Raw genomic sequence first — 22373 nt, 5'->3', positions numbered from 1 at the left:
GTTAAAACAGAGCTTCTGCAAATCCTTCTGCATCGAATTCTTGAAGATCATCTATTCCTTCTCCTACCCCTATATATCTAACCGGTATGTTTAAAGTATTTTTAATTGAAATTACAACTCCACCTTTAGCTGTTCCATCTAGCTTAGTTAAGATAATACCGTCAATAGGGCACGCCTCCATAAATTGTTTTGCTTGAATTACTGCGTTTTGTCCTGTAGTTGCATCTAAAACTAAAAGTGTTTCTTTTGAAGCATCACTAAATTCCCTATCTATTATTCTACCTATTTTAGATAATTCGTCCATAAGATTTTTCTTATTATGAAGTCTTCCTGCAGTATCACATATTAATAAATCTATATTTCTTGATTTAGCTGCACTTACGGCATCAAATACCACTGCTGCTGGATCTGACCCTTCCATATGCTTTACTATGTCAACTCCTGCTCTTTCACTCCACACTTCTAATTGGTCTATCGCTGCGGCTCTAAATGTATCTGCTGCTGCAAGCAATACCTTTTTGCCTTCTTCTTTATTCTTTGCTGCAAGCTTTCCTATAGAAGTAGTCTTACCTACTCCATTTACACCTATTACAAGCAATACTTTCTTTTCAGAATTTAAATCTTCTTCTTTTGATTCTGTTCCTTCTAGTAGTATATCTTTTATTACAGCTTTTAACGCTGGATAAACTTCACTTGGATCATTAATTTTTTCTTTTCTAATTTTAGCTTTAAGTCTCTCTATAATTTCTAATGTTGTGTCCATTCCTATATCAGACATAATTAGAATTTCTTCTAATTCCTCATATAGATCCTCATCTATAGTAATAGCTAGTTTTAATGTTTCATTAATTTTATCTGTTAGTGCATCCTTAGTCTTTGAAAGTCCTGATTTTAAATTATCAAATATTTTTCCAAATATGGCCATAGTTTACCTCCTAATTATCTTTACTTAAGTCTACAGAAACTACTTTTGAAACTCCTTTTTCTTCCATAGTTATTCCATACATAACATCACTTGCTTCCATAGTACCTTTTCTATGTGTAATAACTATAAATTGTATATTCTCAGAGAATTCCTTTAAAAATTCTGCATATCTATATACATTTGCATCATCTAAGGCAGCCTCAATTTCATCTAATATACAAAACGGTGTTGGCTTCATCTTTAAAATTGCAAATAAAAGCGCTATAGCAGAAAGAACTTTTTCTCCACCTGACATTAGATTTATATTTTGAAGCTTTTTACCTGGTGGTTGAACATTTATTTCAATGTTAGCTGTTAGTTCATCGCCTTCACCTAAAATAAGTTCTGCATTTCCACCTTTAAATAAATCCTTGAATGTTTCATTAAAGTTTTTATTTAATATCTTGAAGTTTTCTCTAAATAATTCTTGCATCTTTGAAGTCATTTCATTAATAACAGTCATTAACTCATCTTTCGCTTTATTCAAATCCTCTTCTTGAGCAGACATAAACTCATACTTTTCACAAACTTCTTCATATTCTGCAATTGCTGCTAAATTTACCGTTCCAAGTGCAGTAATTTTACCTTTTAACTTAAATATCTCATCCTTAACCTTTGAAACATTTTCTATCTCCAATGCAATTTCAGCAGCTTCTGCTAAAGTTAAATTTAATTCTTCATTTAATCTTTTGTAGTGATTTTCTCTTTCACTTTCTATCTTAGCATATGCTATTTCCCTTTTATTTAGTTCACCTTCTAGATTCCTTAATGTTTCAATTAATTCATTAGTTTCCCCATCTTTTATTTTTAACTTATCTTTTAAAGTTATTCTTCTTACTTCATCAGACTTAAAGATATCTTCAAGTTTATTTAACCTCTTATTGATTTCATCTATTAAATTCACTTTTTCATCTATTTGTTTTTTTAGATAGTTTATGTTTTTTTCTTTCTCAGTATTTTCAGTTTTAAGCTTTAATATTTTTTCTTCTTTTTCTTTTTCTTCTTTTTCTTTTCTTTTTATTTCTGATTCTTTTCCATAAACTACTTCGTCTAATGTTGCTTTATTTATTTTTATTTGTATAACTTCATCTTTTATTTTATCAAAGTTTTCCTTCTTTTCAATTAATAAAGTTTGTAATCTTTGTGACTCATTTTTATTATTTGAATTATTTTCTTTTAATTTATCTAATAACTCTTCTTTTATCTTTATTTCTTCCCTTAATCTATTTAAAGTTTCTTTATTTAAAGATAATTCTTTCTTTGAAACCTCAAGAGAATTTTTAAGCTTTAAACCTTCATTTTCTAATGCTTTAATTTCACTTTCAAATCTTGTTATATCAATTGTCTTTTCATGAACTTCATCACTTTTATTTAGATTTTCTTCATCTATTACTTTTATTTCTTCTTTTATTTTATTTAAAGATTCCTGCTCTGAAGAATATCTTTCTTTGCTTTTTGATATATTTTCTTCAAGCTCCTGAAGTTCTCTTCTTCTTCCTAAAATGCTTGAGTTATTTTTCTTATATATACTACCTCCAGTAAGAGCTCCTCCTGGACTAATCACTTCTCCATCTAAAGTAACTATTTTTAGTTTATAATTTCCGAGTTTAGATATTTTTAAGGCACAATTCATATCCCTAGCTATTATTGTTTTACCTAAAGAATAATCCATTATTCCCTTAAATTTGCTATCAAACTCAATTAGATCAGATGCTAATCCCAAGAATCCAGGAACATTTTTTATATTTTCAGAAACTATTAACCTATTACCTTTGATGATATTTAAAGGCAAAAACGTAGCTCTTCCTAAAGAATTTTTCTTTAAATAGTCTATTAATAACTTTGCAACATTTTCATCTTTTGTTATTACATTAGAAATAGATCCACCTAACGCTATTTCTATAGCAGTCTCATATTCTTTATTTACAGTAAATATCTCACCTAAGACCTTAGTACCTTTTCCGTAAGAAACCTGTCCACTTTCTATTCTTTCCATCAATCTCTTTACTGATAATTGATATCCTTCGTAACTTTTTTCTAAGTCTTTTAATGTAGTTAACTTACCTTCTAAAATGCTAATATTTCTAGATACTTCTCTTATAAGACTTTCTTTTCTTGTTGCTGAACTACTCAAACTAGAAAGCTTTTTCTTATTTTCTATTATACTATTTTTTATTTCTTCTCTTATTTTTCTTGTTTCTTCAATATTTTTATTAAGACCTAAAATAGTAGCTAAGTTAATACTTATATTTCCCTCAATAGTCTTTAAAGTATTTTCTCCATTTGCTCCTAATTCCTCTTTATTTAAGATTTCTTTATTTAACAAAGATATATTATTATTTATTTCTGATGTTCTTCTTAAAAGTTCGAATTCTTCATCCTTAAAATATTGAATCTTCTTTTCTAATGACTGAATTTCTCTATTTAAATCTTGTACTTCTTTTTCTAACCTACTGATATCATTTTCTCTTTGTAATTGTTCTTTTATTTTTTGTTCTAATTCCCTACCTAAAAGATTCTTTTCCTCTATAGAAATCTTCAAACTATTTTCTAAAGTCTCTACCTCTGATGAATCTCTCTTTATTACTTCCTCTAAATTTTTTATTCTTTCTTTAAATATTTCTATATTTTTTAGACTTTGATTTAACTCTTCTTTTTTAGTATAATATTCGTTTTTTTCTGTGTTATTTTTATTTTCCAATTCTTCTATCTTATTTTCTAATAATAGAAGTTCTTCTTTGTCTTTATGTAATTTATTTCTTTTAGTTTCTATATCAACTTTTCTACCACTTATATCTTCACTTATTCCATTAATTTCTTCATCAATTGTTTTTATGTTACTAACTAAAACAGAAACTTCTTTAACTTTAAGCTCTTCAGCTAAAGTTTTATACTCTAAAGCCTTTTCTCTTTCTATTTTTAATGGTTCTATTCTCTCTTCATAAGTAGATATTATGTCTCTTATTCTCACCAAATTATTTTCAGTATTAGATAGCTTTCTTTCCGCTTCTTCTTTTCTTGATTTAAACTTAACTATACCTGCAGCTTCTTCTAATAAAGCTCTCCTATCTTCTGCTTTACCACTTAAGATAGCTTCTATTTTACCTTGTCCAATAAGTGAATATCCCTCTTTACCTATACCTGTATCCATAAACAAATTATTAATGTCTTTCAACCTACATTTTTGATTGTTTATTAAATACTCTGTTTCACCAGATCTAAATATTCTTCTTGTAACAGTTACCTCTGAATAATCTGTATCCAATGAATTGTCTGAGTTATCTAGTGTAAGTGAAACTTGAGCTAGTCCAACTGGTTTTCTAAACTGAGTTCCTGCAAAGATTACGTCCTCCATTTTTCCACCTCTAAGTGTTTTTACACTTTGTTCACCTAAAACCCATCTTACAGAATCAGATATATTACTTTTTCCACTACCATTTGGACCTACTACTGCTGTTACTCCTTTTTTGAACTTTAATTGGGTTTTATCTGCAAAAGATTTAAAACCTCTTATTTCTAGGGATTTTAAAAACATAGATACACTCCTTACCTATATCAATGATACTAATAAACTCATTGAAAACATGATAGCTAAAATTATAGTAATTACATATATCATTTTTTGTCTTGTTTGCTTCTTCATAATTACCACTCCTATTCTTATTTAAGTTTATAGTAAAGATACTAAAATATCAATAATAAGGTAGGCAAAATCTTGCCTACCTTATATACTAACCTTTTCTATTCTTTTTAGTACGATAACATTAACATTTCCTCTGTCTATTTTATCTTTGGTAGCTACTAGTATTTTTCCTTTATGAGTATTTCTTAAGTTGTTAAAATATACCTTCTTATTTGCATAAAGCTTACTTAAATCCTTTGAATTTATTTCAATAATTATATCTTCATTTTCATTTATAACAGATCTTATTTTATCACAAATTAAACTTCCCTCTACCAATTCTCTAAATGATGGATGGAACGGTCCATCTATTATATCTTTTCCCCAAGTTATACTTTCAGTTGGCTGAAGACCTATTCTAATTATATTGACATTTGAATCTTTATATAGCTTATATAATTCTTTAGATATGTCTACTGCTTCTTCTAAGGAATAAGGCTTATATTGACCTCTTTCATACATATCAGCCATAGGTGTGTCTTTAATTACTAATGAAGGATATATCCTACATATATCCGGTTTCATTTTTATAGACTTCTTCACTGTCTCTATGTCTTTTTCAAAAGTATCTCCTGGAAGTCCTGGCATTATTTGATGTCCTAATGTAATTCCATATTTTTTTATAAGTTTAGAAGCCTTTTCTACATCTTCTGCACTATGACCTCTTCCTGATAATCTTAACACTTCATCATCTAAAGATTGCACTCCAAGTTCAATTACATCTACCTTATAATCTTTTAAGTAATCTAATATGTATTTATTTATTGCATCAGGTCTTGTAGACATTCTAATTTTATCTATATACCCTTTTTCTTTATATTCTTTTGCAACTGCTAGTAATTCTTTTTGTTTATTTACATTTATTGCTGTAAAAGTTCCTCCAAAAAACGATATTTCGACAGTTGCATTTTTATAATCTATAGTCTTAAGATATTCATCTACAGTTTCTCTTACATCTCTATCTGTAACTTCTTCCTGAACAACCTTTGCTATTCTATCTTGATTACAAAATACACATTGATGCGGGCAACCTTGATGAGATATAAATATTGGTATTATATAATGTCTTTTACTCATTTAATTCCTCCAAATTTCTTAAGGCTTCTTTAGCTGCATTTTGTTCTGATTCTTTTTTACTATACCCTTCACCTTTTCCAAGTTCTCTATCTTCTATTAAAACTGATGTAAAGAACTTTCTTCTGTGCGGAGGACCTTCATACTTAAGCAATTCATATATTATTGATACTTCACCTGATTTTTGCATCTCTTCTTGAAGCTTAGTTTTATAATCTAAAACAATATCATTATTTATTGCTTTATCTATTATTTCTTTGAAATGACCTATTATATAATCCTTAACGAATTCAAGCCCCTTATCTAAATAAATTCCTGCAAGTAAAGCCTCTACAGCATCAGCTATTATAGAAACCCTTTCTCTTCCTCCTGTTAGTTCCTCACCCCTACTTATTCTAATAAAATATCCTAAATTTAATTTTTTACCAATTTCATAAAGTGAGTTTTCACAAACTATAAGACTCCTTATCTTTGTTAATTCACCTTCGCTCTTATTCTTATAATTTAAGAAAAGATACTCAGTGATACATAACTGTAATATGGAATCTCCTAAAAATTCAAATCTTTCGTTATACTCTTGATCTTTGTGTTGATTTGCATAAGAGCTATGAGTTAATGCAATTTTTAAAAGCTTTGGCTCATTAAACGTTAGTCCTATACTATCTTCAACTTCTTTTATATTAAACTTCGCCATTTTGTACACCCCTTGAAGTTTATTCTTCAATTTGCTTTTTAATAAACTCTTTTTAATAGAGCAAATTCAAGAATAAACCAAATTCTACCGTAAATTTTAAATATAAAATCCCGCATTAAAGCGGGATTATATTATTCTTCAACATGATTCTTTAAATACTTAACTACATCTCCAACAGTTTTAAAGTTTTCTGCTTCTTCATCTGGGATTTCAGTATCTAACTCATCTTCTAAAGCCATCATAAGTTCAACTAAATCTAATGAATCTGCATTTAAATCGTCAACAAATGAAGAATCCATTGTTATATCATCTTCGTTAATGCTTAATTTTTCAGCTATTATTTCTTTAACTTTCTCAAACATCTAATTCACCTCCTACATATATCATTTAGATAATATTATATATTATTTATCTAGTCAATATGCATATTGGAATAAATTATATATTATTTTGAAGTTCTTCTTTTATTTTTTCTAATACACCATTGTCATGAAAAGTTTTGGTTTGTCTTATAGCATTCTTAAAAGCTTTTCCATCAGAGCTTCCATGAGCCTTAATACAAATACCATCTACTCCTAGAAATGGTGCTCCACCATATTCTTTATAATCAAACTTCACTTTTAATGATTTGAACACAGGACTTAAAAGTCCAGCACCTATTTTACTAATTATACTCCCTGATAAAATTTCTTCTTTTATCATCTTTAATAATGTTGATGCTACACCTTCATACATTTTTAATAATGTGTTTCCTACAAACCCATCACAAACTAAAACATTTACATCACCTTTTGATGTATCCCTTGGTTCTACATTTCCAATAAAATTTAAGCTATCTTCTTCTTTTAATAGCTTATGGACACTTTTAGTTAATTCATTACCTTTTTCTTCTTCTGCACCTATATTAACTAGTCCTATTGAAGGATTATTATTACCTAGTACCCCTTGGTAATACACCTTTCCCATTTTAGCAAATTGTACCAAGTAATTAGGCTTACAATCAACATTAGCTCCAGCATCTACTATCATAAAGCTACCATTTTTCCCTGGCATAATTGGAGCAAGGGCTGGTCTTTCGACCCCTTTTATTCTTCCAACTATAAGTGTACAACCTGCTAAAAAAGCACCTGTACTACCTGCTGATATAACAGCATCACATTCTTTTTCTTTAACAAGTCTTAATGCTTTGCATATACTGGAATCCTTTTTCTTTTTTAAAGCCATTACAGGATGCTCATTTGGAGAAATAACCTCTCTTGCATCAACTATATTAACTAGTTTTTTATCGTATTGGTATTTATTTAGCTCTTCTTCTATTTGCTCCTTAGGACCTGTTATATAATATTCTATTCCTTCATATTCCTTTAAAGCTTGAATAACGCCTTCTACTACGGATTTAGGTGCATTATCTCCACCCATACCATCTATAGCTATTTTCATAATACCACTTCGCCCCTTTTCTTTATATATAAAGAAAAGAAAGTCATTAGACTTTCTTTATTCTTCTACTGAAGCAACTACTTCTTTACCTTTATAGAATCCACAGTTCTTGCAAACTCTGTGAGCTAACTTCATTTCGTGACATTGTGGACACTCAACTATTCCAGGTAAGCTCGCCTTGAAAGTTTGAGCTCTTCTTGAATTTCTCTTTGCTCTATATGTTTTTCTAGCTGGATTTCCCATTACTACACCTCCTTATTTCCAAACAACTCTTGTAACTTTGCCAGTCTTAAGTCTACATCATTTGTCTCACATTGACAAGAACCTTCATTAAGATTTTTACCGCATTGGTAGCAAAGTCCCTTACAGTCATCTGTGCAAAGTCTCTTAATAGGTAAGGTTGAAATAATAACATTTTCAACTATTTTAGCAATATCTAAAGTATCGCTATCTACAAAAATAATTTCTTCATTATCTTGAAGTTCCTTATTATTTGTAAACCTTTCTTCTATATCAATATCTATTGGATAGATAAAGGCCTCTAGGCATCTTGAACAATTTAATTTCAATTTTGTTTTTATTGAAGCTTTTAAAGTTAAAACATCTTCAACAGAGATAATATTTCCAACTAAATTTATAGCTTCTACAGCTTCTATTTTTTCTCCATCAAAATAAAGTGGAGCTAATTCATATGTTACATTGATTTCTTTTTTTCTTTTCTTTGATGAAATTAAGTCTGAAAATTGTATAATCATATGTATTTGCTCTAGACATTGTCCTCATATCCTTTGGGATACATTATACACATTATGTGTATAGCTTGAGCAAAGCTTCATTTCACTCCTTAGACAAATATTTGCCGAATAAACACAATTTATTATATAAAGTGCATGATTAAAAGTCAAGCAATTTATTCTAAATAACCCAACTAATAATTATGCACTCTAAAAATTATCTACTTAATTAGTTCAACAGTATCTCTTGCTATAACTAATTCTTCATTAGTTGGTATAACAAAAGCTTTTACCTTACAACCATCTTTTGATATTTCTCTTACTTTACCTCTAACATTATTTCTTTCAGTATCTACTTCTACTCCTAGGAATTCTAATCCTTTTAGAATTGATTCTCTAGTTTCTGGTCCATTTTCTCCAACTCCTGCAGTAAATACTATTGCATCAACACCACCCATTATAGCAGCATATGATCCAATTGTAGCTCTTACTTTATATTCAAATATAGCAAGTGCTAACTTAGCTCTATGAATTCCTTCTTTAAATGCAGCATCTTCAATATCTCTAAAGTCTGAGCTAATTCCTGATATTCCAAGAACACCCGATTTCTTGTTTAATAAATCATTAACTTCATCAATTGATAAACCTTCTTCTTTCATTAAGAAAGTCACTATAGCTGGATCTATGTTTCCACTTCTTGTTCCCATAGCTACACCTTCAAGTGGAGTAAATCCCATTGAAGTATCTATAGATACACCATTTTTAACAGCGCATAAACTTGCACCATTTCCTAAATGACATGTAACTATCTTTAAGTCTTTTATATCTTTACCCATAACTTCTGCTACTTTTTGAGAAACATATTTATGAGAAGTACCATGGAATCCATATTTTCTTATTCCATGCTTCTTATATAAATCATATGGAAGAGCATATAAATATGCTTCTTCTGGCATTGTTCCATGGAAAGCAGTATCAAATACAGCTACCATTGGTGTATTTGGCATTAACTCTTCACATGCTTCTATACCTATCATATTTGCTGGATTATGAAGAGGAGCTAATTTGAAGCAATCTTTAATATAGCTCTTAACTTCTTCATCTATAACTACTGAATTATTATATTTTTCTCCACCATGAACAACTCTATGCCCAACTGCTGTTATCTCATCCATTGATGAAATAACTCCATGCTCACTATCTACTAAAGCATCTAAAACTAGTTTTATAGCTACCTTATGATCATTCATAGGTTGTTTTACTATATACTTATCTCTACCTTCAACCTTTTGAGTTAAAACTGATCCTTCAATGCCTATTCTTTCTACTAACCCTTGAGCTAATGATTCTTCAGTAGCCATATCGATTAATTGGTATTTTAGTGATGAACTACCACAATTGATTACTAATACTTTCATTTGTTTTACTCCTTCCTAATGGACAATTATTTTTGAGCTTGTGCTTGAACAGCAGTTAATGCAACAACATTAACTATGTCATCAGAGCTACATCCTCTTGATAAATCATTTATTGGTTTTGCAAAACCTTGACACATAGGTCCTATAGCTTCTGCATTAGCAAATCTTTGAACTAATTTGTATCCTATATTTCCACTTTGTAAGTCAGGGAATATAAGTACATTAGCTTTACCAGCAACATTGCTATTTGGAGCCTTTTGTGCTGCTACCTTTTCAACTATAGCCGCATCTAATTGTAATTCTCCGTCTATTGAAAGATCTGGTCTTAATTCCTTTGCAAGCTCTGTAGCTTTTCTAACTTTATCAACCATTTCATGATCTGCGCTTCCCATAGTTGAGAATGAAAGCATTGCCACTTTTGGTTCTATCTTACAAAGGTTTCTTGCTGTGTCAGCTGTAGCTATTGCTATTGCTGCTAATTGTTCGTAATTTGGATTTGGATTAACTGCACAATCAGAGAATAAAAGCATGCCTTCTTCTCCATATTTTGATCCTGGTACCATCATTATAAAGAAACTTGAAACAACTGATACACCTGGTGCAGTTTTGATTATTTGTAAACCTGGTCTAAGTAGATCGCCTGTTGTATGTACAGCACCTGATACCATTCCATCAGCATCATCTAACTTAACCATCATAGTTCCAAAGTATAGTGGATCTTTTACTATTTTTTCTGCTTTTTCTAAAGTCATACCTTTATTTTTTCTTAGTTCATAAAACTCATTAATATAAGTTTCTAATCTTTCTGAAGTATTCGGATCAACTATTTCTATTCCTTCTAAGTTTACTCCTAATTCTTTAGCCTTTTCATTAATTTTACTATTATCTCCAACTAAAACTGGATAAGCTAAACCAAGCTCTTGTATTCTTTGAGCTGCTACTAAAGTTCTATCCTCATCACCTTCTGGAAGAACGATTCTTCTTTTATCAGCTTTAGCTGCATCCCATAATTTATTCATAAGTTCCATAATATTTACTCCTTTCAAAAAGACACGGACTCATCTTCACATACTAATATACTCCTAAATAACTATAATTTTCAACATAAAATTGTGCGAAAGATTTAATTCTTTATATTGTAAATATTCAGAATATTTTCTTTATACACAAATCATATCTTCTTTATATATAAACCATATCTTTTATTATAATTTTATTATGCTATAATAATTTTATATTTCCCAATAAGGAGTGTATTTATGAATATAACAGGAATAATAACAGAATATAATCCTTTTCATAACGGTCATCTTTACCACTTAAATTCTGCTAAAAAAGAAACTAATTGCGATGGCATTGTTTGTATAATGAGTGGAAATTTTGTTCAGAGAGGTGAACCTGCATTAATTGATAAATGGAAGAGAACTGAAATGGCAATTTTAAATGGTATTGACTTGGTTATTGAATTACCTACTTTTTATGCTTTATCTTCTGCTGAATTTTTTGCAAAGGGCTCTATTTCTATTCTTGACTCAATTGGTGTAATTGATAATATTTTTTTTGGAAGTGAATGTGGCAATATAAGTTACTTGAAAAAAATTGCTAAAATATTAACAATAGAATCTAGTGATTTACAATCTAAAATTAAGGAAAATTTAAAAACTGGAATGACCTTTGCTAAAGCAAGAGAACTATCTTTAAAAGACATATTAAAAGATAACTCACTCGAAGAAGTCTTATCTAGCTCAAATAATATTTTAGGAATTGAATACATAAAATCTTTAATAAATTTAAATAGTTCTATTTTACCAATGACTTTAAAAAGAGAAGGAGCAAGATATAACGATAAAATATTAACTAGTTCTTTTGCTTCTGCAACTAGCATTAGAGAAAACTTAAAAAAAGATTTATCCTTAGGCGAGTTAGAAAAATATTTACCTAGCGCATCTTTAGATATTCTTTATTCATTAAAAGAAAATAATTATCCTTTTATTTTCGAAAAAGAAATGTACCCATACATTAAGTATAAACTACTGACTGAATGTATAAATTTTAACAATCTTTTCGAAATAAAAGAAGGGTTAGATAATAAATTCTTAAAAGAAATTTATAATAGTAATTCATATGAAGATTTGATATTTAAGGTAAAAAGTAAAAGATATACTTACACAAAAATTTCTAGACTAATGGCTCAAATATACTTATCTTTAGATAAGTATTCTCATGAAGAACTAATAAAACCAACAAATTTATATGCTAGAGTTCTTGGTTTTAATAATACTGGAAGAGCTATTTTAAAAGAAATGAAAAAGAATTCAAAAATACCAATTATAACAAAAGTTCCTAAAAACATAAATAATCCATTATTAGATTTAGATATTCAAGCAACAAAGGCATATTCAATTTTAAATAACAAATTAAATCCCTTAAGTGATTATTTTCAATCACCTATAATAAAAGATTAATATTAAGAAGCCATAGGCATATAAATACTATATAGGAGGTTAGTTTTATGTTTAGTATTTTTGTTTTATGGCTTTTTGTCTTTTTACTTGTAGCATTATTATTAAAGCTTTTAAATGTAAGAAAGAATTATGTAATATGCTTTGCAATTACCATCTTTATTATTATATTTGTAGTAAATTTAGAAGCCAGTATGGCTGCAGCTATAAGTGGCACAAAACTTGTTGTAACTGCAATATTACCAACAATTTTTCCCTTTACTGTAATTTGCAATTTACTAATTTATTATGATGGTATCGGACTTTATTCCAAAATATTAGGTCCATTAATTTGCAAACCATTAGGTCTTTCAAAAACTTGCTCTTTCCCATTAGCTGCAAGCTTTATATGCGGTTATCCCTTAGGAGCAAAATATTCTTCTGATATTTATGAACTTGGATATATACATAAAAGCGAATATGAAAGGTTATTAAATATAGCTTCTAATGCAGGTCCCATTTTCATATTAGGATCTGTAGCTACTTCTATGCTTTATAACGTAAAACTTGGGTATATCTTATTAATTGCTAATTATCTATCTATAATAATTGTGGGCTTTTTAACAAGAAAAAAATCTATAAATATTAGTTCATCTAATACTATGAATAACGCTTATAAAGAACATCCTTTTGGAACTAATTTAAAAAATTCTATAGAAGGAGCAATTAGTACAACTATAAATGTAGGGGCTTTCGTCATAATATTTTCTGTAGTTATAAGCATAATAAAAAGCAACACTTATATAAGTACTGCTTTTGAAGTTCTTGAAAACTTAGTTAAATTACCAACTGGAACTTTATATAATTTATTTTTAGGTAGCATTGAATTTACAAACGGATGCAAACTAATTTCTGCATCTAATATATCTATGAGCTTAAAATTAAGCATGATGAGTTTTATTTTATCATTTTCAAGCTTATCAGTAATAGCTCAAGTAAGCTCCATAGTAAGCAAAAGTAATCCAAATATTAAAAAATATATTATTTATAAATTTATTCAAGGAGTAATAAGTTTTATAATAACCTTTGTAGCAAGCAATATAATTTTAATTTCAGCACCTACTACAAATATAACTCCAAATGAAGATTATACTATTTTTATATATTATAAATTTTTTATTCCTATATTAATATTCTTTAGTATAACACTATTAATATCAATGGTAGTAAAAAACTTTAAAAGAAGATTACATTCCTCTTAATTCAGAAATGTTTTCTTTAATTTTATCTCCTGTGCTACTTAATTTTTCATCTATATCTTTTGCTGCCATTTCAAAAGATTTTTGCATATTTTCAATTAGCATATTCCTTTTTTCTTCAATCTCTCTATCTAATTGAGCTAAAATTTCAGTTGAATATTCTCTAGAACCAATCCTAATTGCCTTAGCATCTCTTTGAGCTAGGGCAATTATTTCATTAGCTCTTATTTTTGCTTCTTTAACTACATCATGATTTTCAACTTTTTGTTTCATAATTTCCATAATTTCACTTTTAGTTGACTCATATTGTTTTTGAGCATCACCTAATATTCTATCCTTCTCAGTCATTACCCATTGTGCTTTTTTTAATTGATCCGGAAGATAATTGATTACTTGATCAATTACTTCTAAGAATTCCTTCTTATCTATTACACTTTTACCTGTTATAGGTACTTTAGGTGCTGTTTCTATTAGCTCCTCTAAATATTCTAAAAGCTCTATAATATTAACTTCGATCTTCTCCATCACTCTTCCTCCTTGATAAAAAACTTTAAAATCTATCCATTACTTCTGTAATTAGTTCTTCAGGTACAAGACCTTTAATATTTCCACCAAACTTCGCTACTTGCTTTACTGAAGATGAACTTACATAAGAATATGCTGAAGAAGTCATCATGAATACCGTTTCTATATCTGGATCAAGTTTAGAATTCATAAGTGCCATTTGAAATTCATATTCAAAGTCAGCTACAGTTCTAAGACCTTTCAATATAACTTTTGAATTATGAATCCTTGCAAAATCTACTAACAGTCCATCAAAGCTTAAGACTTCTACATTTTTTAAATCCTTAGTAACTTTTTTAATTAACTCCACTCTTTCTTCAATATCAAATAAACATTTTTTATCCATATTTACTAGCACAGCAACTATAAGCTTATCATAAATTTTAGCTCCCCTAGTGATTATATCTAAGTGACCATTAGTAATAGGATCAAAACTTCCTGGATAAACTGCTATATTCATATCTCTCACCTTTTAAATTACCCCTCATATTTATAAAAACATACTGTTGTATTACCGTACTTTCTCTTTTGTAATAACTTTATATCCTTATATCCATCGTATATTTCTTCTATGGAATCTATTTTAGTAACTATTATTCCATTTTCTTTTAGCATATTATTTTCTTTTATTATTTTAATTGCTTCTGGAATCATTTCCTTACAATAAGGTGGGTCTATAAATATAATATCAAAAATCTTTCCCTTTTTATTTAACATTTTTAAAGCATCATATGAATCCATGTTTAATGGAGTACAAAAATCTTGAAATTTTAAATTCTCGATATTTTGTTTTAATAAAGGAAATGTTGTGTTACTTTTATCAATTAAATAAACCTCTTTAGCTCCTCTACTTGCTGCTTCTAAACCAAGACTTCCTGTTCCTGCAAAAACATCTACAGCAATTGCTTCTGGTATGTATCCTTGAATTATACTAAACATAGCTTCTTTTACTCTATCTAAAGTTGGTCTAGTTTCCATAGTTGCAGGAGGTATTAATTTTCTTCCTCTTGCTTTCCCTGCTATTATTCTCATTTAGTTTCCTCCTTAGGTACTATCATTTCAATTTTAACATAATATTTCTCTATATACAATTTTTTTAGTTAAAACAAATATATCGACTATATCTTTCAATTGAATTAGATATTTCATTACATAATTTTACATGCTCTATTTGCTTAGAGTTAATTAGATTATTTGCTTCATATCTTGCGCATTTCAATATATCAATATCTTCATAAATATCTGCAAGCACGAGACCTATATCTCCACTTTGCCTAAGTCCAAACATTTCTCCTGCACCTCTTAGTTTAAGATCCTGTTCTGATATGTAAAAACCATCAGTTGATTCTGTCATTATTTCCATTCTTTTTTTTGTTTTTTCATTTTTAGCTTTTCCAATTAAAATACAATAAGATTCGTATTGTCCTCTTCCAACTCTTCCTCTTAACTGATGAAGCTGTGCTAACCCAAATCTTTCTGAATTCTCTATAATCATCATAGATGCATTAGGAACATTTACCCCTACCTCAATAACAGTAGTTGAAATAATAACTTTGATTTTATCATCTTTAAATAAATTTATAAGATCATCTTTTTCTTTTGGCTTCATTTTACCATGAAGTATTTCTACTCTTACATTTCTAAATACACCATCTTTTAATTCTTCATAAAGCTTTTCTACTGAATTAAGCTCCATTTTCTCATTTTCTTCTATTAAGGGACAAACTATATAAACTTGCCTCCCTTTTCTTATTTCATCTAAAGCTAAATCATAAGCTAACATCCTATCATTTTCCGAATAAAATCTTGTATCTATCTTCTTTCTTCCTGGCGGCAACTTATCAATTATTGATACATCTAAATCAGAATACATATATAAAGCTAAGGTTCTAGGAATAGGAGTAGCTGTCATAACTAAAACGTCTGGTCTTCTTCCCTTATTTATAAGCTTACTTCTTTGTTCCACACCAAATCTATGCTGTTCATCTGTAATAACAAGCCCTAAATTAGTAAAATCTACATCTTCTTGTATTAATGCATGTGTTCCTATAACAATTAACGGTTCTCCACTTGATATCCTTTCTTTTATCCTTCTTTTTTCTTTTAAACTGGTACTTCCAGTTAGTAATTCAACTTCTACATTAAAATTTTTCATAATCTTTAACGTCTCTTCATAATGTTGATTAGCAAGTATTTCTGTAGGAACCATTAAAGAAGCTTGAAATCCATTTTTTATAACATTAAACATAGCTATTATAGCAACTATAGTTTTTCCACTACCAACATCCCCTTGAACTAGCCTGTTCATAGAATATTTGCTTTTTTGATCTCTTAAAATTTCTCTAACAACTTTTGTTTGTGCATCAGTCAAATTAAAAGGTAATGATTGCTTTAATAAAGTTAATTCTTCATGCCAATAGAAAGATATACCATCATTGCTTCTTAACTTATTTTTAAGCAATAAAAGCTTCATTGAATATGTAAATAACTCTTGAAATTTCAATCTTATAATTGCTTGATCTAAATCACCTTTTCCCTTTGGAAAATGTATTTCTCTAATAGCTTTATCAAGACCTATCATCTTATACTTTTCTAAAATTTCCTTTGGTAAATTATCTGTTATTATTACTTCATCTAATATCTGATTTATAAGTTTAGTAATTATTCTATCACTTAAATCACCTTTTAATGTATATTTAGGTATAATTTCGCTTTTTTTCGCATCTCTACACCCAACCATTGGATTTATTACTTCTAATAAATTTCCTATTCTTTTAAACTTCCCTACTAAATCATAAGATTCATTTAATTTATAAGAATTTTTTATGTATCTTTGATTAAACCATTTTGCAACAACTATATGCCCTTTATAATCAAATTTAATTGCAGATATTATCTTTCCCGTTTTAGTTTTAACATCTCTATCGTATCCTATTACCCTGCAAGTTAAAATTTGTTTTTCTTCACCATCTATTTCATTAAAGGCTACATCACCTTTAATGAATTCATAATCTCTTGGAAAATATAAAAGTAAATCATATATAGTAAATATTCCACATTTATTAAGCTTTTCAGTAAGCTTTGGTCCTACTCCTTTTAGAGAAGAAATCTCCATAAATATATTCATTTGCTCACCTCAAAATTTTAATTCACTAAATATTAAAGCACAAGTTTCCACTTATGTAAATAAAGTAGTAACTTGTGCTTTTTAATTATTCTACTGACATTAAGAAGTAATAAAGAGGTTGTGCTCCTCTATAACATTGAACGTCTAAATCTTCATATTTTTCTTCTATTTTTTCTGCAAATTTCTCCGCATCTGCTTCAGTAACATCTTCGCCATATAATATTGTTATAAGTTCACTTTCTTCATCTATCATCTCTGAAAGCACTTCTTCTGCAACATCACAATATGATGATCCAACTTTCTTTATCTTACCTTCGATTAACCCAAGCATGTTTCCTTCTTTTATTTCTATTCCATCCATTTCTGTATCTCTTACTGCATAAGTTACAGAACCTGTCTTAACCATCCCCATTGCTTCTTTAAGATTTTCTAAATTTTCCTCGACTTCAGCTTCTGGATTAAACATAGTTATGCATGTTATTCCTTGAGGAATTGTAGTTGTTGGAATAACTTTAACATCTTTATCAGATATTTCAGCAGCTTGATTTGCTGACATTATTATATTTTTATTATTTGGTAAAACAAATATATGTTCAGCATTTAATTTAGATACACACTCCATTATATCTTGAGTTGAAGGGTTCATTGTTTGACCACCTTCTATAACATAATCAACACCTAAATCTTTGAATATATTCGTTATACCTTCTCCCATAGCAACTGCTACAAAAGCGTATTTCTTCTTTTCTTGTTCTAATTCTTCAATAGCTGCTTCACCTTCAAAGTGATTTGAATCATCAACGTTAGCTTCTTTATACTCTTCTTTACTTAAAAGTACTTCTCTATGTTCTTCTCTCATGTTATCTATTTTTATTTTAGATAATTCTCCTAGTTTAACAGCCTTTGCTAAAACAGCACCTGGATCATTTGTATGGATATGTACTTTTATTACATCTTCATATCCAACTACAACTTGTGAATCTCCCATTGGTATTATTTCATCTCTAAATCTATCTGCTTTGCTAGCATCTGCTAAAATTATAAACTCAGTACAATATCCAAATTTTATATCTATATCTTCTGTACCTTGAGCTCCTTGCATTTTAGCTGAAGCTGGCTTTATATCTTTTATCTCTGCTTTTATATCATCTTTTAAAGCATCATACATCCCTTTAAGAATAATGTATAATCCCATTCCACCTGAATCTACAACCTTTGCCTTCTTCAAAGCTGGTAATAAATCTGGAGTTTTATCTAACATTATTTTTGCTTCTGTTACTATAACTCCCATAAGATCCACTACATCTTTAACATCTGTATCTATAGCAGCTTCTGCAGCTGCTCTAATTACAGAAAGTATAGTTCCTTCTGTTGGTCTCATAACCGCTTTATAAGCAGCATTGCTACCTTCTTTAAATGCTATTGCAAGTTCTACAGTGTCTACTTCAGTCTTTCCTTCTAACCCTTTAGAAATACCTCTTAATATTTGTGAAAGAATTACTCCTGAATTTCCTCTTGCACCCATTAAAGCCCCTTTAGCAAGCTTTTTTGAAGTTTCTGCAATTGACTCAGAATTTAACCCTTCTATTTCTTTAACCGCAGCTTTAAATGTAGCTGACATATTTGTTCCCGTATCTCCATCTGGAACAGGGAATACATTTAAAGCATTAACGTATTCACTTTCCTCTAACAATCTATTGCTAGCATTAACAACCATGTTATAAAAATCATGGCCATTTATTTTCTGATATTTCATCTTTTTACCTCCTAGACTCTAACTGCTTGAACATTTACTGTAACAGATGAAACTTTTAATCCAGTAAAGTTTTCCACACTATAACGTACCTTTTGTATTATGTTATTTGCAATTACGGAAATTTTTGTTCCATATTCAACCATAACATATAATTCTATTACTAATTTATCTTCATTAAACTTTAGCTTAACACCCTTGCTTAAATTTTCTATTCTCATTAATTCCCATAAGCCTTCAGTGGCATTCTTAGAAACCATACCAACAACTCCATAGCACTCCATAGTCGAAAGACCAACAATTTTTGCAAGTACCTCTTCAGAGTAATGTATATTTCCAAGTTCGTTTGAATATCCTACCATATAGAATCCTCCTTATAAATATCCTTATACTATATTTTATATTACTTACATTTATTATTCAAGTAAATATTATATAGCTTAGTATATGGAGATATCTCTAGATATATAATTTTTTTTAATTTAAAAGTTTTTTCATTTTTTTCTCAATTTCTCTTGCTTTTTTGACACTTACTATGTTAAAATTTAATCTGTCCTATTGAAGAGAAATTATCTTCACAAATAAGGAGGTGTTTTCAAGTGGCAAGAAGATGCGAAGTTTGTAATAAAGGGGTTGTATCTGGAACTCAATACTCCCACTCACATCGTCAATCAAAGAGAACTTGGGCTCCTAACATAAAGAGAGTAAAGGCTTTAGTTAACGGAACACCAAAGACAGTTCATGTATGTACAAGATGCCTTAGATCTGGTAAGGTTCAAAGAGCAATATAAGTTCAAATAGAAAATGCAATTGAATTAGCAATTGCATTTTTTATTTTGTATTTTTTTAATTTTTAAAGGATTCTTTCCTTAATAGTCATACACTCTTCATATGTATTTTATTTTCTTCTTTTAAAAAATCTTATAAAATTTGAAATAAACCTTGGCAATTTTATAGCTATTATCTTCATAAATTCTCCCTCCAATAAAAAATCACTCATCTCTTTATATACATTGTATGCAAATAAATAAAATGAGTGATTACTTTTTTTAATTTAATCTTTTGTATAGAGAACCATTAAAATTCCACTATCAAATGTTATTTTTATATCATTACCTATAAATTCATTAGATGTTGTTAATCCATCGCCTAAATATAAATTATAATTTCTAAGATCATATTTTGATCCACATATAGTAAGATTTTTTACAGATTCACAATATGCATGAAAAGATATTGTGTCTCCTTTATTTCCTTTTAATATCATACTTTTATCAGTTAAAAAAATTATATTATTATCATCAATTATTTTTAAGATTATAGACCTTTTTAGAGCTTTTAACATAAGACCTAAATTACTTAATGAGTGATCGTACCTTGTCCCTGTAGCTCCTAGTAATATTATTTCTTTTGCTCCCTTTTCAACTGCTAAATCAAAAGCAATTTCTGTATCAGTAAAGTCTTTTTCCTTTTTATACTTAATTTTTTCACAACCTGAGACTTCCATAGCTTTTATTATATCTTTATTAGCTGAATCGAAATCACCTAATATGTAATTAGGAGATATATTATAATTGTATAGCACCTCACACCCTTTATCTGCACCTATTATTAAATTTGAATTTTCTATTTCTTTTAATAATAGCTCTTTTGACGGTGCTTTTCCGCCTGATACTATTATGGCTTTCATTTTATTCTCCTCTTATTGCTTCAATATTTTCTTTAAGATTTCCATCTCCGAAAACAGCAGAACCAGCAACTAAAACATTAGCTCCAGCTTCTATAATAGCTTTTGCATTAGTTTTATCTACTCCTCCATCTACTTCTATTAATAAATCCTTATTTGAATTTAAACTCATTTCCTTCACTTCTTTAATTTTATCCAAAGCATAAGGTATAAACTTTTGTCCTCCAAATCCAGGATTAACTGACATAATTAGAACTAAATCTAATTTATTTATTATATCTTTCAAAACAAAAGTTGGTGTTCCAGGATTTAGTGATACACCTACCTTTATACCTTTTGATTTTATATATTCTATAGCTCTATCTATATGCTTCTCTGATTCATAATGTATAGTTATTATATCTGCGCCAGCATTAACAAAATCATCTATATACCTTGATGGATTTTCTATCATTAAATGAACATCAAAGACCTTAGATGTTTTATTTCTTATAGATTTTATTACTGGTAATCCTATACTTATATTAGGTACAAAATTTCCATCCATAACATCTATATGGATAAAATCCGCTCCTGCTTTATCTACATTAATAATTTCTTCACCTAATTTTGAAAAGTCTGCTGATAATATTGATGGTGATATTTTTACCATTTGTATTTTTCCCCCTCTAACAATTCTTCTAGTATTCTTATATAAAAATTATATCTAGTTTCATTAATTTTATTTTCTTGTAATGCATTTTTTACTGCACATTCAGGTTCTTTATTATGAAGACACCCTCTAAACTTACAATTATGATTGTACTCCTCAAATTCAGGGAAACAATATCTAAGTTCTTCTTTATTCATAAAGCTAATATCTATATTTGAAAAACCAGGGCTATCTACTAAATACCCATTTTCTATTTCAATAAGCTCACTATGTCTTGTAGTATGCTTTCCTCTACCTATTTTTTCTGATACAACTCCTGTTTCCATGTATGTTCTATTTATAAGAGTGTTTATAAGAGTTGATTTTCCTGCACCTGAAGGTCCACATAGTACTGTTTCATTATCACTCAATCTTTCTTTAAGCAACTCTATACCTAAACCTTTTTTAGCATTTATAAACAATACATCATAACCAATATCATTAATTTTTTTCTTAACTTCTTCTTTTTCTTCTTCACTTGCTAAATCTACTTTATTTAAACAAACTATTGCTTTAATGTTGTTATATTCACATAAAATTAAAAATCTATTTAAAAGATCAAAGTTAATGTCTGGATTCTTTATTGCAAATACTACAAAAGCTTGTGTAACATTTGCTACAGTAGGTCTTATCAACTCAGAAGATCTATCATGTATATCTTCTATTACTCCTTTTCCGTTAGAAACATTTATATCTACGTTATCTCCAACCATAGGCTTCATATCCTTATGCCTAAACTTTCCTCTCGCCTTACATTCTATAACTCCTTCTTTAGTTTTAACATAGTAAAACCCACCAATTCCTTTTATTATTTTTCCTTCCATACTTCCTCCGAATAATTTAAT

At 28.8% G+C, this 22373-nt stretch carries 22 protein-coding genes; 3 read left to right on the top strand and 19 right to left on the bottom strand.

Annotated features, from left to right (window positions below):
• Position 1: 1 nt before the first annotated feature.
• From ftsY to pta, 10 genes are all read right to left on the bottom strand, one after another.
• On the bottom strand, positions 2-919 hold the full coding sequence (gene ftsY / locus J7M87_RS14730; protein ID WP_291652010.1) for a signal recognition particle-docking protein FtsY: 918 nt from the start codon (positions 917-919) through the stop codon (positions 2-4).
• Positions 920-935: 16 nt separating this feature from the next.
• On the bottom strand, positions 936-4499 hold the full coding sequence (gene smc / locus J7M87_RS14725) for a chromosome segregation protein SMC (RefSeq protein WP_291651988.1): 3564 nt from the start codon (positions 4497-4499) through the stop codon (positions 936-938).
• 189 nt (positions 4500-4688) lie between these two features.
• Positions 4689-5723, bottom strand: a complete 1035-nt coding sequence (locus J7M87_RS14720; protein WP_291651986.1) for a radical SAM protein — start codon at positions 5721-5723, stop codon at positions 4689-4691.
• Entirely contained in the window at positions 5716-6414 is a 699-nt protein-coding gene (rnc, locus tag J7M87_RS14715; RefSeq protein WP_291651984.1) for a ribonuclease III, read from the bottom strand. Before rnc ends, J7M87_RS14720 begins: the two co-directional genes overlap by 8 nt.
• A gap of 131 nt (positions 6415-6545) precedes the next feature.
• Positions 6546-6776, bottom strand: coding sequence for an acyl carrier protein (gene acpP, locus J7M87_RS14710; protein WP_008678360.1), 231 nt, complete (start codon positions 6774-6776; stop codon positions 6546-6548).
• Between the two features lie 76 nt (positions 6777-6852).
• Positions 6853-7854 (bottom strand): phosphate acyltransferase PlsX, encoded by a 1002-nt coding sequence (gene plsX, locus J7M87_RS14705; RefSeq protein ID WP_291651981.1) that lies wholly within the window; start codon positions 7852-7854, stop codon positions 6853-6855.
• Between the two features lie 57 nt (positions 7855-7911).
• Positions 7912-8097 carry a 50S ribosomal protein L32 gene (gene rpmF / locus J7M87_RS14700; protein ID WP_008678357.1) on the bottom strand — a complete coding sequence of 62 codons (186 nt, stop codon included), beginning with the start codon at positions 8095-8097 and terminating at the stop codon, positions 7912-7914.
• A 2-nt stretch (positions 8098-8099) separates the two neighbouring features.
• Positions 8100-8609: a DUF177 domain-containing protein gene (locus J7M87_RS14695; protein WP_291651979.1), complete on the bottom strand. Its 510-nt coding sequence runs from the start codon at positions 8607-8609 to the stop codon at positions 8100-8102.
• Between the two features lie 200 nt (positions 8610-8809).
• Positions 8810-10006, bottom strand: a complete 1197-nt coding sequence (locus J7M87_RS14690) for an acetate kinase (RefSeq protein ID WP_291651977.1) — start codon at positions 10004-10006, stop codon at positions 8810-8812.
• 26 nt (positions 10007-10032) lie between these two features.
• Positions 10033-11034, bottom strand: a complete 1002-nt coding sequence (pta, locus tag J7M87_RS14685) for a phosphate acetyltransferase (RefSeq protein WP_291651975.1) — start codon at positions 11032-11034, stop codon at positions 10033-10035.
• A 231-nt stretch (positions 11035-11265) separates the two neighbouring features.
• Here pta and J7M87_RS14680 point away from each other — a divergent pair, with 231 nt between their 5' ends.
• Positions 11266-12471 (top strand): nucleotidyltransferase, encoded by a 1206-nt coding sequence (locus J7M87_RS14680; RefSeq protein WP_291651973.1) that lies wholly within the window; start codon positions 11266-11268, stop codon positions 12469-12471.
• A 47-nt stretch (positions 12472-12518) separates the two neighbouring features.
• The gene (ylbJ, locus tag J7M87_RS14675) at positions 12519-13709 is read left to right on the top strand and encodes a sporulation integral membrane protein YlbJ (RefSeq protein ID WP_291651971.1); all 1191 of its coding nucleotides are present in this window, start codon (positions 12519-12521) and stop codon (positions 13707-13709) included.
• On the opposite strand, the gene J7M87_RS14670 is transcribed toward ylbJ, so the two are convergent.
• From J7M87_RS14670 to J7M87_RS14645, 6 genes are all read right to left on the bottom strand, one after another.
• Complete coding sequence (locus J7M87_RS14670; RefSeq protein ID WP_291651969.1) at positions 13695-14231, bottom strand: ATPase; 537 nt, start codon at positions 14229-14231, stop codon at positions 13695-13697. The two genes, ylbJ and J7M87_RS14670, sit on opposite strands and share 15 nt — an antisense overlap.
• A gap of 25 nt (positions 14232-14256) precedes the next feature.
• The gene (gene coaD / locus J7M87_RS14665) at positions 14257-14730 is read right to left on the bottom strand and encodes a pantetheine-phosphate adenylyltransferase (RefSeq protein WP_291651966.1); all 474 of its coding nucleotides are present in this window, start codon (positions 14728-14730) and stop codon (positions 14257-14259) included.
• 17 nt (positions 14731-14747) lie between these two features.
• The gene (gene rsmD, locus J7M87_RS14660; protein ID WP_291651964.1) at positions 14748-15302 is read right to left on the bottom strand and encodes a 16S rRNA (guanine(966)-N(2))-methyltransferase RsmD; all 555 of its coding nucleotides are present in this window, start codon (positions 15300-15302) and stop codon (positions 14748-14750) included.
• Positions 15303-15366: 64 nt separating this feature from the next.
• The gene (recG, locus tag J7M87_RS14655; protein WP_291651963.1) at positions 15367-17397 is read right to left on the bottom strand and encodes an ATP-dependent DNA helicase RecG; all 2031 of its coding nucleotides are present in this window, start codon (positions 17395-17397) and stop codon (positions 15367-15369) included.
• Between the two features lie 85 nt (positions 17398-17482).
• Complete coding sequence (locus tag J7M87_RS14650; RefSeq protein WP_291651961.1) at positions 17483-19153, bottom strand: DAK2 domain-containing protein; 1671 nt, start codon at positions 19151-19153, stop codon at positions 17483-17485.
• An 11-nt stretch (positions 19154-19164) separates the two neighbouring features.
• Positions 19165-19512 (bottom strand): Asp23/Gls24 family envelope stress response protein, encoded by a 348-nt coding sequence (locus J7M87_RS14645; RefSeq protein WP_008678337.1) that lies wholly within the window; start codon positions 19510-19512, stop codon positions 19165-19167.
• Between the two features lie 237 nt (positions 19513-19749).
• On the opposite strand from J7M87_RS14645, the gene rpmB reads away from it, so the two are divergent.
• Positions 19750-19941 carry a 50S ribosomal protein L28 gene (gene rpmB, locus J7M87_RS14640; protein ID WP_008678335.1) on the top strand — a complete coding sequence of 64 codons (192 nt, stop codon included), beginning with the start codon at positions 19750-19752 and terminating at the stop codon, positions 19939-19941.
• A 263-nt stretch (positions 19942-20204) separates the two neighbouring features.
• Here rpmB and J7M87_RS14635 read toward each other — a convergent pair whose 3' ends face one another.
• The 3 genes from J7M87_RS14635 to rsgA are packed head-to-tail and all read right to left on the bottom strand — an operon-like array spanning position 20205 to position 22352.
• On the bottom strand, positions 20205-20840 hold the full coding sequence (locus J7M87_RS14635; RefSeq protein WP_291651957.1) for a thiamine diphosphokinase: 636 nt from the start codon (positions 20838-20840) through the stop codon (positions 20205-20207).
• A gap of 1 nt (position 20841) precedes the next feature.
• Entirely contained in the window at positions 20842-21489 is a 648-nt protein-coding gene (gene rpe / locus J7M87_RS14630; protein ID WP_291651955.1) for a ribulose-phosphate 3-epimerase, read from the bottom strand.
• Complete coding sequence (gene rsgA / locus J7M87_RS14625; protein ID WP_291651953.1) at positions 21483-22352, bottom strand: ribosome small subunit-dependent GTPase A; 870 nt, start codon at positions 22350-22352, stop codon at positions 21483-21485. Before rsgA ends, rpe begins: the two co-directional genes overlap by 7 nt.
• Positions 22353-22373 lie beyond the last annotated feature (21 nt).

Source organism: Clostridium sp., from assembly GCF_017888565.1.
Classification (GTDB): Bacteria; Bacillota; Clostridia; order Clostridiales; family Clostridiaceae; genus Clostridium.
The sequence above is the reverse complement of the archived record's forward strand: the minus strand, read 5'-3'. Positions and strand labels throughout refer to the sequence as shown.